This is a genomic window from Rubinisphaera italica, from assembly GCF_007859715.1.
GTDB lineage: Bacteria > Planctomycetota > Planctomycetia > Planctomycetales > Planctomycetaceae > Rubinisphaera > Rubinisphaera italica.
In genome coordinates, this window is sequence record NZ_SJPG01000001.1 from 4,762,207 (window position 1) to 4,777,644 (window position 15,438).

Here is a 15,438-nt window from a genome sequence, read left to right on the forward strand (position 1 = left end):
GAGACTCAAAACAGGAGTAATCATGAAATTCGTGTGTTGGGTGATTCTGATGATCGGCTGCTTGTCGATCATTCCGGAATCCCCGGCTCAGGAACGGGAATTTGTGATCGTCAATCAGAACGATTCCGAACACCGCTACTTCGAATCTCTCCGTCAAAGACGTCTGTTTGCACTGGCAGAACTTCTGTGTCAACGCGCGTTGAATGATCCGGCGATCCGTCCTCCGTTTGAGTTGCTGTATCGCATCGAACTGGCTCGTACGTTTCGCGATCATGCTCAAACCGTTCCCTTGAATGATTCAAAAAGTTTGTGGGAGCAGGCGTTCCAAGCGGTCAATATCGACAAGTTAAATGCCGATCGCTATCAGGCGGAATCGGCGTTGCTGGAAGCTTCTCGCGTCGAACAGTTATTCTGGGTTCTCCAACTCAACCCGGCGAACACCGAACTGCGTCTGCAATTCGAGAGGTTATCAGCCTCGGCGATTCAACAACTTCAGAAAGCTCTCGCGGAAAGCGATGCCTTATCCGGTGCGGAAACTATCGCACCTGAAGTGACAACGGATGAGATTCAACTGGCACTTGGCAGATGTTTTCTGCGGATCGCAGACTGGAAATCCGCCAATGCCTCACTGCGCACTCAATACCTGAGCCTGAGCAAAGCTTCTCTGAAAGAAGTTCATCGCTCAATTCTTTCGCAGGAGTATTATCTGGATGCTCAACTTCTGCTGCTGTCAGATTACAGGCTGGGCAGGCAATCGGAAGAGTTCAATAAAACAGCCGCTACGATTCTCTCCGGCTCAACGAGTCCGATTCTGGAACAACGGGTCGCGGAAGAACGCGTTCGCTACCTGATTGATCAGGCCCTGTATTCCGAAGCGGTGACGCTGATTAATGAACTCGCAAAAAAACAGAACCCCTTATCCACTCGCTTGCGGGGCTTACGTTTGAAAGCTTTGGCAGAATTATCCGTGCAGGTCCGGCTCAAAGGGGATGAAGAGTTGGCGAATAAACTGGTCGAGGAAGTTCGGTTGCGAACCTCTCAACTGGCCGCCGAAGGGCAGGCGTTTGAAGCTCAGCTGGCTTCCCGATACTTGAGCGATGCCGTCGCGGTGCAGACCTTTGGTCCGGAGTTAGCCGCTCTGGTAAATCAGGCTCGAACCGCAGTGCGAGATGGTGAATTTGCAACTGCCCGTCAAACTTACGAAGCGGCTATTCTCTCCGCACAAAATTCCGGACGCTGGGAACAACTGATCCAGCTCGCCCGGGAAGTGGCCGATGTCTACTTCCGTGGACAACATTTTACTGAAGCCGCTGCCCAGTTGAATTCGATCTGGATGAGTTCACCAAATTTCCCGGGGATGGATCAGATCCATCTGCTGTGGATTACGAGTCTGGAAAAAGTCTACTCGGCTCAGCCGAGTCTGGATAAATTGAATGCCTATGCAAATGCCCTGGCTGATCATTTACAAAGATACCCTCAACGGGAAACAGCCCTCGATGCCCGCTGGCGACTGGCCGAGTTGACTTTTGCCCGGCGTCAGTTTGCTGCTGCGATTGTTGAATATCGACAGATCCCCACGACTCACACTCGTTATTTTGACGCCCAGAATCGTATCTTTCAGTGTTACGATTATTTGCTGAAAACTCAGGAGGCTGCCAATCGGGAATTGCTGAGTGATGTCGTCAGTCTGGCCAATCGTTTTCTCACTTCCGTCGAATGGCAGAGAGTCGAAACCGCTTCCCAGGTCGAAGCAATTCTGCAAGTGTGTCAGTTATTGCTCAACTTTGAAACCGGATTGCATCAAAGTCTTCCGGAGACATTTCGCGAGTTACAAGCTCTCTTCACAGACCTCAAGAATAACGATGCACGATTTCAGGTGGAGCCCGAATTACTGGCGAAGTGGAATCGATCACTCACGATCGATCGTGGAATTCTACTGATTCAACTGGGACGCTCTCAGGAAGCCTATCAACTGTTCGACGGAGCAGATTCCCTTACGAACACTCAGCAGGAAGCGATGTTTCTGCTCGAACAACTTGCAGAGATCGAATCGGCCGATTCTCAAACCGAACAGATCCTCGGCTCGATCAGCCTGCGCGTGATTGCTCGATTGAAATTGATGACAACGAGTTTGACTCCTCAACAGGCCAATGCTCTGAAACGCTATGAAGCCGAAGCGTACTACAAAATCGGCCGGCTCAGTAAGGCGATTCCGATTTATCAGGACCTGGTCGAGGGCTTACCCGTCAACGATCCACTGATTGCCCGCCTGACAGCCTTGCTGATTGAATGCAATAATCAGGAATGTCTCGAAGCGTTATACACACTCTGGAAAAAGAAAGCCGCGACGACTCGTCAAGGAGAACTCGACTGGCATCGCGCCCGCTACGAACTGGCCAACGCCTGCCTGAGAACGGGACGCATCGAAGAAGCGAAAAAGATTGTCTCGGTGACTACACTCCTCTATCCCGACGCCGGCAGCCCGGTATTGAAGCAGGGATATGCGGAACTTTCACGGCAATTGAAGAATGCAAAATAACAGACAGGCATGAAGCGCAAGCGAGTGTGTGCCACAGTTCTGTGGCCGCGAGTGGCCCCGAAAGATTCTTTCGAGGTTATCCGTGACTTCAGCCATCCAACGATTTGGAGGTTTAACTACGAATGTAACCGTAACCAAGGCCATCCGCTGACGCTCTCGCCCCTGCCACCCAGTCGCATTGCTGCAGCCGTTTACAACTGTTATACTTTAGATTGTGACACACTGAAGCCGATGAATGGTCTGCAGTCCAATAGTTTTAGTTATGTTGCGCACCATTAAAGGCCACTACATATACATAACTTCGAGATGCGAGATTGCAAGGCACGCGAATGAGTTCGAGAGAGTTGAAGAACAAGCCACTGGTAGAGGCAATTCTTGAGGTTCGCTGGTCTTTGCAGCAAAAAGCCCCCGGCTTTGCCACTGACCCGCACTACAGACTGCTGCTGGGAAGGTTGTTTGATCGTTTGAACAAGGAATATCCGGTGCATGAGCAGCTGGAAACGGCCAATATTCCTGATGAAATGGCTGGCCACACAGTCCAACACCGTTTTCGCGTGGCAGAGGGTGAATGGCCATTGGTGCAGTTGGGGCCTGGTGTGTTCACCGTCAACGATACGGCGAAGTACAATTGGCCTGACTTTCGCAAACGCGCTTTAGAAGCCACGCAACATCTGTTTGAAAGTTACCCAAAGGTTGAATCACTGAAGGTGGAGTCGCTCTTGCTGCGATATATCGATGCCATCGATTTGCCGTCCGACGACTCTGATTTTTGCTCCTATCTTAGAGACATGTTGAAAGTGTCTGTCGAATTGCCTCCAGCGTTCTTTGGCGACACTGGCGTGGAGTCCTCTCCAGTTCACTTTCAATTGCATCAAGCCTTTCGATGTTCAACTCCACCTGGTAGCCTGCAACTTCGAGTTGCGATCGGACAGAAGAACGAAAGCCCGGCGCTAATCTGGGAAACCATTATGCAATCGAGCGGTGAAGATGTACCCAAGATGCTTAAAGAGTTCGAGCTTTGGCTTGAAGATTCACATAAGCTGGTAAACGATTGGTTCTTCAAAATGATCGATGGAGAACTACATCGGAGGTTCAAAGGTGAATAAAACACTCGCATTGTCGCAATTATTCGATGATCGCAACCCCAATGATGTAGAGTCGGTGGGAAGCGCTACGGGGCCATGGTTCGTACCGGAGATTCCGATTGCAAGTCGCTCGACGCGATCGCCTGTCAAGTGTCTACGCCCTTTGGGGCTCAGTGTGTTTCTAGCTTTCACACCACTAACCGCCGTCGCTGATCCATGGCGGTACGATGCTACTGCAAGGACTGCCCATGTCATAACATGGCCGGAGAGAAAACGGAGACGTCTACAGTTGAACGAAGCTCGAATTCTCGCACTTCAAATTCTGGAACAGGCTGAACGAGCTAGGAAAGACGCTGTTACCGCTGAATATGAACTGGCCCGCCAATTGGAGATTCAGGAGTGATCTACGAGTTTCCTAGGGAAGACGAGCCAATTCGGCAGGGAGACATCTTCGCACACATTCCCCGAACCGAGATTTCACTTGGGAGTCTTGCGCTAGTGCGAGATACTGGCACTGAGGAGGCGCAGTGGAGTGACATCGTCAACGAGCCCGATCAGTTGACCGTTATCCTACCGGTTCGTCCAGTCTATGCAATAGTGGCTTCGCAGGATTGCGACAATGTTCGTAGCCCTGACATCACGCTTTGTGAAATCAAACCCTTCGCGGACGTAGAAGGCAAAGCAAAGGATGCAAGCAAAACTAAAGCGTGGGTCAGCATAATCACACAACAAGCGCGTACAAATCTGAAGTGGTTCTATCTGCCTCCAGACGATAATGTCGGCTTTACCGGCAAGATGGCAGTCGAATTTGCTGTTACAATACGGGTGCCTCGATTGGGTCTGGAAGCATTGCGTAAGTTTCGTAGGGGAAGATTGAACCCCGTGGCTGATGAACACTTTCGAGAGCGATTAGCGGAGTTCTTTCGGAGGTATCCGTACGATGAGTGGTATGCTCTCAACGAGACCGAGCTTGAATACTATCGCAGTCAGTACAGCGAGGCGGAGCCATATCCGTGGCAAAAGCCCGATCAATCGACAGAGTCTCAGTAATTGGGATAGATTTGCATTTGTGGTCTTAACGACTGGTTTTCAATCGCAGCCAATGATTTAATCAGAACTTTCAACCAGCGGGTAGCACCGGTTGATGCGTAGCAGCTACCGGTGTGGTATCGCCACTAGAGGTTAGTCACATTCGCCCCAGTTTATGGGGATTTCAACTGATCGCCGTGTGGTCCCGAAAGATTCTTTCGGGGCGGCGCAGCCGTAGGGTTTTTTTTGGATAATTCACTTTCATTCTGAAAGCCATTTATGGACTTCGTTCACCCAGATTGCGTAGCTATCCAGGCCACCCGGTGCCTTGGATGCTTAAGAGTGAATGCAACCGTAATCAGGGCCATCCGCTGGCGCTTCTGACCCTGGCACCCTGCCGGGCCACCGGCGTAAAACGATCCGCTCAGAAGTTGTGAATTTTTTAACCATCACCAATGTCCAGTGTGTTTACACTGTTTTGAATTTGCCCTTTTCGCTCTTCAAATAACAACTGAATGCGAAAAAATGTAATGAAATCAAAATCTGACGGGGCAATTATTTAGATGAATAAAAAATTCACAACCTGACAGCGGACCCTACTCGCTTGCGCTTCGTGCTTGTAATCGTGATGAGACTTTCTGGCTCAAATATGCTACGTTATCACTGATCCAAAGCTCAGCCAATCCTTTCTTGCTGAGTTCTTTTCTCATCTCTCAATCTGTCCATTTACTCCATCGGAGACGATTCGGTGATTGTGTTGAATCAGTTGACGAAGCGTTTCTCTGCGGAAAAGCTGGCGGTGGATGCGTTGTCGCTCTCGGTCTCCCACGGCGAAGTGTATGGCTTGCTCGGCCCGAATGGAGCGGGGAAAACGACGACGCTTCGTATGTTGCTCGGTCTGCTCGAACCGACGAGTGGGAATGCGACGATTGATGAGTTTTCGATCAAGAAGAATCCGGAAGAAGTGAAACGTCATATTGGTCTCGTGTCGGCTTCTGCCGGTTTGTATCAATGGTTAACGCCGCGGGAAGTGCTCGAGTATTTTGCGATGGCCTACTCGCTTTCACCGAGTCAAATCCGAACGCGTACTCAGGCTTTGACGGAGATCATGAACTTGGGTGAATTTCTCGATCAACGCTGTGCCACGTTAAGTACGGGGCAGAAACAGAGAGTGAATCTGGCAAGAGCCTTGATTCACGATCCCCCTGTCGTCCTGCTCGATGAACCGACTCGCGGGCTGGATGTTGTCGGTGCCCATGTGATTTTCGATTATGTCAATACGCTGCGGGAGCAGAAGAAAGCGATTATCGTCTGCACTCATAAGCTGGAAGAAGCTGAGCGATTGTGTGATCGGTTTGGGTTACTCTATCACGGACAACTGAGACACGAAGGAACGATTGATGAACTTCGAGACAGTACCGGGAAGTCCACCCTGGTGGACATGTTCCTGGAGCTGTTGATTGAAGATGGTGTTCGGGAGGCGGCTGTATGAATTCGGATTCGCCCTCTGATAAGACCACGGCTCGTCAGCAGATGGTCGCCTTCATCCGTAAGGAGCTGCGGGAAACGCTGCGGGATCGGCGGACGATCATCACACTGCTGGCGATGCCGATTCTACTTTATCCGCTGCTGGGAATGTGTTTTCGGTTTATGGCCGTGAATGCCAACCAGACGGCATCCGCTCCATTGAGGCTTACGCTGAACTCCGAAACGGAAGCATTATGGTTGCAGCAGGCTCTCAAAACAGGTGGAACGATTCTTGAACAATTCCAGGATTCCACCGAGGCTCCTGATCTCGAATTTGAGTACCTCATCCCGCAGGATAATGATGGAGAACATTCTCTGGAGAATTCCATCTCCAATACGCAAGCCGATCTGGGAATCAAAATTCAACCTCTTGGTGAAGAAGGGGCAAACCCTTATTCCAAAGTCTCTATCCAACTGATTCAGCGAAGCGGTTCCCCCGCCAGTGAAACCGCCGCCAGTTATGTCGCCTCGCGGCTCAATGCGTTGAATATCGCTCGAATTGAGCATTGGTCGCTGGAAAATAATTCGACACTCGATATTCCAATTCGTCAGTCAAAATCGTTCGTCGCGCCGGTTGAAACTCCGAATGCGATTCTGCAACTTTTTCCACTGGTCCTGTTAATGATGACGGTAACGGGAGGTGTGTATCCGGCTATCGACCTGACCGCTGGCGAACGTGAACGCGATACGATGGAAACATTGATGGCGTTGCCGGTGCCGAAGTTTCGGATATTGATCGCCAAGTATGTCGCAGTGATCACAGTCACGTTATTGACCGGACTGATGAACCTGACCGCGATGACTATCACCGCGTATGTCCTACAGATTGAAGGGACTTTGTTCGGGGCAGAGGGACTGACTTTTCTGCTGCTGCTCAAACTGTTTGCAGTCCTGGCGGCGTTTGCGGTTTTCTTCTCGGCTGCCTTATTGATGGTGACCAGTTCGGCTCGCAGTTTCAAGGAGGCTCAAGCTTACTTGATTCCGTTATTGCTGGTGGCGATTGCTCCCGGGTTTGTGATTATGTTGCCCGGGGCAGAGTTGAATCAGATGACCGCTTTCGTGCCAATGGTCAACATGCTGCTGCTGGCTCGGGATCTATTTGACGGTCAGGCCAGATGGCTGCCTTCGGTGATCGCTTTCCTGACAACACTTCTTTATTCGTTTTCACTCCTGGCAGCTGCCGCAAGAATGTTTGGGACGGATGCCGTTTCAACGGGTAGTCGAGGGCAATGGGCCGAATTGTTTATTCGACCCGATCACATAGTCGACAAGCCTACGTTCGGAAACAGCACCTTTATCCTGGCGATGTTGTTCCCATTTTATTTTGTCTGTTCGGGGTTATTGCAGCGGGTGAGTGAAGTCTCGATGAGTCAGCGACTGCTCGCCTCTGCTGGACTGACTGCTCTGCTCTTCGTTGTGCTTCCGATTGCTTTTGCATGCTGGCAGCGACTGAAATTGAAATCGACCTTCCGCATCAATCGTCCGAACGGGCTTGTCTGGCCGGGGGTGATTCTGCTTGGTCTTTCCACCTGGCCCTGGATATTTGAAGTGGTTGTGCTTCTGGAAGCAATGGGTTTACAGACGCTTGATGCCTCCAAAATCGAGAATGTGAAGTCGTTATTGGAAACGTGGCAGCAGATTCCGTTATGGGTGATCATTGTCGCCCTCGGAGTGATTCCTGGGTTATGCGAAGAGTTCTTCTTTCGAGGGTTTTTGTTCTCCGGTTGGAGGAGTTCAGCCGGACGGGTGGCGACGATCTGTGGAACTGCTCTCGCGTTTGGACTCTTCCATGTCGTCCTGGCGGGAGGGATTGCTCCAGAAAGAGTGGTCCCGAGTACAATGATGGGACTGCTACTCGGCTGGGTTTCGGTCCGCACAAATTCGATCCTCGCTCCTGCACTATTACACGTCATTCATAATTCGACGTTACTCACACTCGCCCGCTTTCGAGAAGAACTCGCAGGGTGGAATATTGGCACCGTCGAACAATCTCATCTGCCGATTACGTGGTTAGCCGCTTCGGCCACAGGCATTATCATTGGAATTATCTGGGTCGGCTCTACCACCCGGTCAATTACAGAAATATCATCAGACTAAACAATTCATTCGCCCCATTCGTTTCTGGATTCAATAACAAGAAAAAGCACACAGACATTTCCATCTGTGTGCCTTGAGTTTTCAGTTGATCAATCCACGTTCTGCAGGAGCAAACTGGACACTCTCCGCTTTCCCGGCATCCATGCGACTGCCCCGGTCAAGCGGAACGCTTGTTAGCGGACGTGTCGGGGGTCCCAGCCAGCGATGACGGCATCGGGGGCGAGGACGAAGATTTCGACGCGACGATTTCTTTGACGGGCATGGCTGCTCGCATTGGTGACGATCGGCTGGGTGTCGCCATAGCCAGCTGCTCCCATGCGATGGTCGGCTATGCCCGCTTCTTTCAATGTGAGTAATACGGAGTTGGCTCGGTTCGTGGAGAGGTGCCAGTTGGTGGGATGATTGGCTCCTGCGTTGTGAATCGGCTGGTCATCGGTATGACCGACAATCAGCATGTTCAAGCTGCGGGCAGAGCCATCATTCATAATCGCGGCCAAATCTCTCAGCAATGGCACGGCTGATTCCCGCAGGTTCGCTTTGCCGGATGAGAAGAGGATATCGGCATGAAACTTACTGACGCCGGTGATCGGATCGAATTCGAAGTCGGGATATCTTCGGGCCAGTTCCTGGAAGCGACGGGTTGCTTCTTCGGAAAGGGGACTGTCGCCTGCTCGGGATCGGATAAGCAGATTCTTGTAACGGTTATGAAGTTCACCCCGTTCGCTCTGCAGATTGACCAGACGATTGTTGGCAATATCCAGATTGTTTTTCATGTTGGCGAGTTGTTGTTCCATCAGGTGTTGCTGTTGAGCCATCGCGTTCATGGATTGTTCGTATTGATGGGACTGCATCGCCAGGTTGGAACTTTCGTTCAACAGTTCCTGATTCTCAGCATACAGACGCATCGCCCGCTGCTGACTCATCCGGAGTTGACGCCGCGGCATGCCATTGCAGGCGACCTGTGTCAGTGCCAGTGCACAGCAGGAACAGAAAAAAGAAAAACGGATCCAGTTCATGGGAAGGGCTCCTTCGCCTGAAACCACGAGCAGTCCGGGGGACGCGCGACGATTTCAATTGGAAGTTGGGGCAATTGGAAGTGTTTTCAGGGATGGGATGAGGTCTTCAGGAATCGAAGAACACTCATTGAGATTTTTTCGAACAACTGACAGAAGGGTTTTCGTGGATCAGTCGTGTAGGACAGGAACTCTACCGCACTCTGGGATCTCTGAGAAGAGAATTTCAAAAAATTGTTCTCATTGCAAAGTTTACATCAAGTTCAGCAGAGACGGCTGCAACAACCCGTTGTGAGTCATGGACTTAGCCCGGATTGGCGACTTGAGAACTTGAGCCGATTTTAATCATTCTGTGAAACATTTTGAAAATTCACCGCACGGTTAATTTCTGAAAACCTACAAGCACGACGCGCAATCGCGTATGTCCGGTGCTGCAATGACACATGCGATTGCGCGTCGTGCTTGTATTCGGATTATCGATATTCATTTTTCGAGATACTCAAAAACCTGTGTTTATCCGTGTTCATCCGTGGTACAAATTTCTGAATGCGTCGCCCTTCAATGGATTTAATCTCATTTCATCCAATCCGCCTGCGAGAGTTGGCGGAGGTCTGCGGAAGTCTTATAATACCTCTCAAATTGAACAATAAATCCATTAGGAGAGCGTGATGAAGGGGAGTTCCAAGGTTGTCGATGCGTTGAACGCCGGTTTAACCATCGAGTTGACTGCCATTAACCAGTATTTCTGTCAGGCGAAAATGTGCCACAACTGGGCACTGCATATTCTGGGCGATAAGCACTACGGCGAATCGATGGGCGAAATGAAACATGCCGAGTGGCTGATCGATCGCATCCTCTTCCTCGAAGGGGTTCCCGAAATTGCCCGTTACGATGTCATTCGTGTCGGCGACGATGTCAAATCGCAGTTCGAGTACGATCTGACACTCGAAATGAAGGGCTGCGACACTTACCGCGAAGGGATCAAAGTCTGCTACGACGAAAACGATCCCGGCACCCGCGATTTGCTGGAAAAAATTCTGGTCCAATCCGAAGAACATGTCGACTGGCTCGAATCTCAACTCGAGTTGATCGAAAAAATCGGCATCCAGAATTACCTTATGTCGCAAATGGGCCCACATGTGGAAGATGCCCACTGATTGAAGGCGAAAGCCGGAAGGTTGAAGGCGGAATGGTCAATTACAAAGAACAAACTTCACTATTAAAATATCTCGAACGCATGGATAACTGAATATTCGATGTGTATATCGATGTAATGACATTCCTCCTTCCTCCCTCTACCTTCCACCTTCAAAAATCATGGCAATCATTCTCCAGGTACAAGATGCCTGCAAAAGTTACGGCTCTCAGGCCCTGCTTGACCACGCCGAAGTCGCGTTCAAGTCGAACGAAAAAGTTGGCATCATCGGCCGCAACGGAGCCGGGAAATCGACGCTCTGTCGGATTCTTCTAGAAAATGAAGAGCTCGATCGTGGCGAAATTATTCGGCATCCGTCCTTACGCATAGGCTATTTGCAACAGCACGATCCGTTTGAGCCTGGCGAATCTGCTCTCGATTTTCTGATGCGGGATACCGGCGAACCCGACTGGAAATGTGGGGAAGTGGCTGCGGAGTTCGAAATCAAAGGGGACTATCTCGAAGGTCCCGTAAAAGAACTTTCCGGCGGATGGCAGACCCGTGTTAAGTTGGCGGCTTTGCTGCTCCAAGACCCGAATCTGCTGGTGCTCGACGAACCGACCAACTTCCTCGACCTGCGTACGCAGATTCTTCTCGAACACTTTCTGAGGCACTTCAAAGGGGGTGCCCTCATCGTCTCTCACGATCGTGGCTTCCTCAAAGCGACGTGTACGCACACACTCGAAGTGGCTCGTGGTCAGTTGACGATGTTCACCGGCCATGTCGAAAAATTTCTCGAAGCCAAGCAGGTTCAACGCGAACACGATGAGCGCGTGAATGAAGCGACTCAGGCGAAAATGAAGCAGCTCGAACGCTTCATCAATAAGAATCGGGCCAATGCCAATACAGCTGCCCAGGCCCGCAACAAAGCGAAACAACTCGATCGGCTCGAACTGATTGAACTTGAACAATCCGAGTCGAATGTCCGCATTCGGGTGCCGAATGTTGAACAACGCAAAGGGGTGGCGCTGCGATGTGAGGGGGTGACGATTGGATATCCCGATCATATGGTCGCTGAGAATGTCTGCTTCGAAATCGATCACGGCACCCGCACTGCGGTTGTGGGTGATAACGGTCAGGGTAAAACGACATTACTCCGTACACTCGTCGGCTCCCTGCCGACCATCGAAGGCGAGCCAAAGTGGGGCTACAACTGCGAACTTGGTGTCTATGCACAGCACGTTTATACGTCTCTTCCGCAGGACTGGACGGTTAAGCAATACCTTGAAAGCGAAGCTGCTCTCGGGGTGACGACTCAACAGCTGCTCGAAGTGGCAGGCAGTTTCCTGTTTCGTGGCCCGCTGATTGAAAAGCCGGTCAAAGTGCTGAGCGGGGGAGAACGTGCCCGGCTATGTATGGCGGGTTTACTGCTCACCGGTTGCAACGTGCTGATTCTCGACGAACCGGGGAACCATTTGGACGTCGAAACTCTCGAAGCGTTGGCTGATGCTCTACAGAACTACAACGGCACCGTCATCTTCGTGAGTCACGATCGTCACTTTGTGAAGCGGGTTTGTACGCAGGTGATTGAAGTGCAGGATGGTCGGGTCGCCTATTATCCAGGTGATTATGATTCGTATCTGTATCGCGTCGAAAAAGAAATTGACGATCACGAAGCCGAACGAGCCGGCGGTTCCGCAGCTGCAAGCAACGATCCGGCTCCGAAATCCGGCAAAGCCAAAAAGAAACGGGGCTCGAAAGACCCTCGCAAACAGCTCAACAAAATCGAAAAGAAAATCGCCACCCTCGACGACGAACGCCAGGCCATTCAGAAAAAGTTCGTCACCATGACTGATCCCACCGAAGCCCAGAAAACGCACGAACACTTAGAATCCCTCAAAGCCGAAATCGCCACTCTGGAAGAAGAGTGGCTTGAGCTGAATGAAGAGATGAGTGATGAGTGGGGGTAGTGGGGATGAACGACAAGCACGATGCGCAAGCGAGTGTGTCATTTAATAGCCTGGTTAACACTGAGAAACTCAAAGTGTTCGTGTATGGCTTGGCCGACTTTGTCGGTTGAGCGCAGTAAGCACAAGAGGCTTCACCGTACACGGGTGAGAGCTCTTTCGGGGTCACCCGTGAAAATCTTGCATGTCAAATGCAGGCAGACTGGAAGCCTGTCCTGTGGAGTTTATCCCAACAGCAATTCTGCAACCCGAGCCGCGTCGCTCATGTCACTCAGCGTTGCATCTGGTTTGCTTGCTTCGAGTTCTTCCAGGGAATAGTGTCCGGTGGCAACGGCGAGGACTTTCGCGCCGATGGCTCGGCCGCATTGAACGTCGGCTGGGGTGTCGCCAATGACCCACATGGTCTTGATCGCATCGCCGTGTCGGTCGGTCGCGGTTTGGGAGGCGAGGCGGGCGACGTCGTCGCGGTTGGCGTGGACGTCGCCGAAGGCGCCGAAGCTGAAGTGATGATCGATGTTGAAATGCTGCACTTTCATCCAGCCGCTGCGTTCGAAGTTGCCGGTCAGTAAGCCGGTCCAGTCGTTCGATTCTTTCGTGATGATGTCGAGCACTTCAGTCACGCCGGGCAGCACACGTCCACCACGGCTGCCGAGATGCTTGGGCAGTAGTTCGAAATAACGGGTTTGAAAGGTCTGAAAGTTTTCCGGCGTATCCTCGATTTTGTGCCATTTGAGCAGATCATCAATAATCGCCCGATCGGTCCGCCCGGCATATGGGATATCGCAATCGGTCTCGGTGACACCAAACTCGATCTGCAGAGCTTCCTCCATTGCCGCCTGACCAGCCCGGCCGGAATTCAGGAGTGTTCCATCCACATCAAACAAATAAAGACTCGACATAACGACAGGCATTCTTCGGGTTAAACAGATGTTTAGAAAAGTTGATCATAAAAATGTTATTTTTAATAATTTCAATGATCCCGCAGAAATTTAACTGCGTTTCTCATTTTCACAGTTTAGGACGTTTGTCTGGAATGAAAACCTGTCTGAGAAGTTGACAGGCTCATTCCGTTCAAATTCTTCTGGAATGATTCGCGTTACGTGCAGGGCCAGGCAATAATGATTACACTGCGAACAATCCGACGATCCCGGCTCCTTCAGGATAAGTACGAGAATGCCCTATTTCAGTCGTTTAACCGATATTGTCACCTGTAGTTTGACCGCTCTGCTCAAGGATTCCGACGATCCGCAGGGGACGTTGCGGGATGTGATTCGTGAAATGGAAGAAGGTCTGGGAGGAGCACAGCGTTCTGTGCAATCCGCTCAGCAGAGTCGGCAACGTCTGGTTGCGGAGCTGGATGAATCGCGGGAACAATCTGAACATTTCGATCAGCAGGCGATTCAATTGCTGCAAGCCAACGATGAAAACGGGGCTCGCATGGCCCTGTATCGCAAAAAAGAAGCCAGCGATTTGATGGCTGGTCTCGAACAGCAGGTCAGCGTTGCCAACTCGACATACGAAGCCTTGATGACAACTTACCGGGCTCTCGAAGCGAGATTGGCAGAGGCTCGCCGTAAGTTGAATGATCTGGGTGGCAGTGAATCGGCTGACTCCCAATACGGCTCTCTCAGTGAAACCGCACAAAACATGAGGCACAGCGAAGTCGAACTCGAACTGGCGGCTATGAAAGAGCGACTCAATCAATCTTGAGGATCGGCGGTTTTACTTTTTCAATCCTGTGGATCGACAAGTATCGCTTCGTCGGTCACGCGAAATGGCAGTCGAAACGGCCCACAGATTTTCTCGAACAATTCCTGAGCATCGGCCTGGGTCGTTTCGAATGTCACCAGACGATCGACCTCCACACCACGAGCTTTCATTGCTTCAAGATCATACACGACCGGCAGCCCTGCCTCTTTGAGATAGGCCAGCACAACTGAAAGCGCTTTGCGTTCGACTTTCAGGGTGTAACGCTTATCTTTCCACGCGATGTCTCCCATTGATTCTTTCTCAGTCTTCCCCGATTGCCAGGCGTTTATGGCATCGTGAAGTTCAGCAGAGCCTGTGATTTCGATATTCCCACTTCCACGAGCAGTGTATTTGGCAGCTGGGAAATCTTTCTGAAATCGTTCTTCCACCGTTTTAATTTGAGCAGAAGGTAATCGGTATTTTTTCGTTACTGCAATCTGTTCAGGTAAGGGAATGATGGTCATGGAGCCATCCTCTTCCCACTGGAAACTCATGTCATATTGAAACAGAAACAGAGATATCAGTTCGATTGGATTAGTAGCGGGGATTCGATTGGCTCGCCATAAGTCGTGTGGAATCTGTTCAGGATTATTGATGGCAAACTCGGCTTCCTCAGCCAGTGATTCAATCAACTGACGCGGTTCGCTCAATCGTCGCCACGAATATTCTTTACGACGCAGCAGACGAGTCAACCACTGCGACCGTGCCTGTGAGGGACTCTTCCGTACGAACTCTTTAAGGTTCTCTTCATGCATTGCCGCTAGAGTTCGCAGGATCTGAGCCCGATACTCCGGCACAATCACAAATGCATCGCCCAATTGATCGACGACCGCCTGCTGATCGCTCGCCACTTTTTGCAGAACTTCACGAAGTGAACCGGAGATGGGTAACTGGAGATTCACCTGTCTACCTGGATCCAATCGCCGGTCCAGCACAATCGAGATCGACTGACTGGAACTGATCTGCTGACAGAGATCGGCAAACGTCTCATCCTCTTCCAGAAACGTCACCGACGTCCATTCGTCAAGTTTCTTTTCGAGTTCAGAGCCGGACAACAATCCCATCGGCTGAGCCTGGATATCAATCACAGAACTGAACAGGAAGAGCACAATCCAGTAGAGATTACTCGTCTTAATCATGAGATGAACCGCCAAGACGCCAAGTTGAAAGAGAGCTTAAAGAACGGGAGTATCGTAATGTGGTAAAAACATTTGTCTTACTATCGACGTTGGGTGAACGATCAATTCTCATTGAACCTTGGCGTCTTGGCGGTTCAAGAGTTTCTTCAACACTCGAC

At 50.8% G+C, this 15,438-nt stretch carries 12 protein-coding genes; 9 read left to right on the plus strand and 3 right to left on the minus strand.

Annotation, left to right across the window (positions count from 1 at the left end):
- Window positions 1-22: 22 nt before the first annotated feature.
- From Pan54_RS17975 to Pan54_RS18000, 6 genes are all read left to right on the plus strand, one after another.
- The gene (locus tag Pan54_RS17975; protein WP_146504795.1) at window positions 23-2,539 is read left to right on the plus strand and encodes a tetratricopeptide repeat protein; all 2,517 of its coding nucleotides are present in this window, start codon (window positions 23-25) and stop codon (window positions 2,537-2,539) included.
- 329 nt (window positions 2,540-2,868) lie between these two features.
- Window positions 2,869-3,645, plus strand: a complete 777-nt coding sequence (locus tag Pan54_RS17980) for a TIGR04255 family protein (protein ID WP_146504796.1) — start codon at window positions 2,869-2,871, stop codon at window positions 3,643-3,645.
- Window positions 3,638-4,027 (plus strand): hypothetical protein, encoded by a 390-nt coding sequence (locus tag Pan54_RS17985; protein WP_146504797.1) that lies wholly within the window; start codon window positions 3,638-3,640, stop codon window positions 4,025-4,027. Before Pan54_RS17980 ends, Pan54_RS17985 begins: the two co-directional genes overlap by 8 nt.
- Window positions 4,024-4,674: a hypothetical protein gene (locus Pan54_RS17990; protein ID WP_146504798.1), complete on the plus strand. Its 651-nt coding sequence runs from the start codon at window positions 4,024-4,026 to the stop codon at window positions 4,672-4,674. Before Pan54_RS17985 ends, Pan54_RS17990 begins: the two co-directional genes overlap by 4 nt.
- A 727-nt stretch (window positions 4,675-5,401) precedes the next feature.
- A complete protein-coding gene (locus Pan54_RS17995) occupies window positions 5,402-6,145 on the plus strand; it encodes an ABC transporter ATP-binding protein (RefSeq protein ID WP_146504799.1) in 744 nt (247 codons plus the stop codon).
- Entirely contained in the window at window positions 6,142-8,277 is a 2,136-nt protein-coding gene (locus Pan54_RS18000) for an ABC transporter permease subunit/CPBP intramembrane protease (protein ID WP_146504800.1), read from the plus strand. The genes Pan54_RS17995 and Pan54_RS18000 overlap by 4 nt, the downstream gene beginning before the upstream one ends.
- A gap of 173 nt (window positions 8,278-8,450) precedes the next feature.
- Here Pan54_RS18000 and Pan54_RS18005 read toward each other — a convergent pair whose 3' ends face one another.
- The gene (locus tag Pan54_RS18005) at window positions 8,451-9,293 is read right to left on the minus strand and encodes an OmpA/MotB family protein (RefSeq protein ID WP_146504801.1); all 843 of its coding nucleotides are present in this window, start codon (window positions 9,291-9,293) and stop codon (window positions 8,451-8,453) included.
- Between the two features lie 665 nt (window positions 9,294-9,958).
- On the opposite strand from Pan54_RS18005, the gene bfr reads away from it, so the two are divergent.
- Both bfr and Pan54_RS18015 read left to right on the plus strand, forming a co-directional pair.
- Window positions 9,959-10,447, plus strand: coding sequence for a bacterioferritin (bfr, locus tag Pan54_RS18010; RefSeq protein WP_146504802.1), 489 nt, complete (start codon window positions 9,959-9,961; stop codon window positions 10,445-10,447).
- A gap of 160 nt (window positions 10,448-10,607) precedes the next feature.
- On the plus strand, window positions 10,608-12,395 hold the full coding sequence (locus Pan54_RS18015; RefSeq protein ID WP_146504803.1) for an ABC-F family ATP-binding cassette domain-containing protein: 1,788 nt from the start codon (window positions 10,608-10,610) through the stop codon (window positions 12,393-12,395).
- Window positions 12,396-12,616: 221 nt separating this feature from the next.
- On the opposite strand, the gene Pan54_RS18020 is transcribed toward Pan54_RS18015, so the two are convergent.
- Window positions 12,617-13,291, minus strand: a complete 675-nt coding sequence (locus Pan54_RS18020) for an HAD family hydrolase (protein ID WP_165441839.1) — start codon at window positions 13,289-13,291, stop codon at window positions 12,617-12,619.
- Between the two features lie 274 nt (window positions 13,292-13,565).
- Between Pan54_RS18020 and Pan54_RS18025 the strand changes: the two genes are divergently transcribed.
- The gene (locus Pan54_RS18025; protein WP_146504805.1) at window positions 13,566-14,102 is read left to right on the plus strand and encodes a PspA/IM30 family protein; all 537 of its coding nucleotides are present in this window, start codon (window positions 13,566-13,568) and stop codon (window positions 14,100-14,102) included.
- A gap of 20 nt (window positions 14,103-14,122) precedes the next feature.
- Here Pan54_RS18025 and Pan54_RS18030 read toward each other — a convergent pair whose 3' ends face one another.
- Window positions 14,123-15,280: a hypothetical protein gene (locus Pan54_RS18030; protein ID WP_146504806.1), complete on the minus strand. Its 1,158-nt coding sequence runs from the start codon at window positions 15,278-15,280 to the stop codon at window positions 14,123-14,125.
- Window positions 15,281-15,438 lie beyond the last annotated feature (158 nt).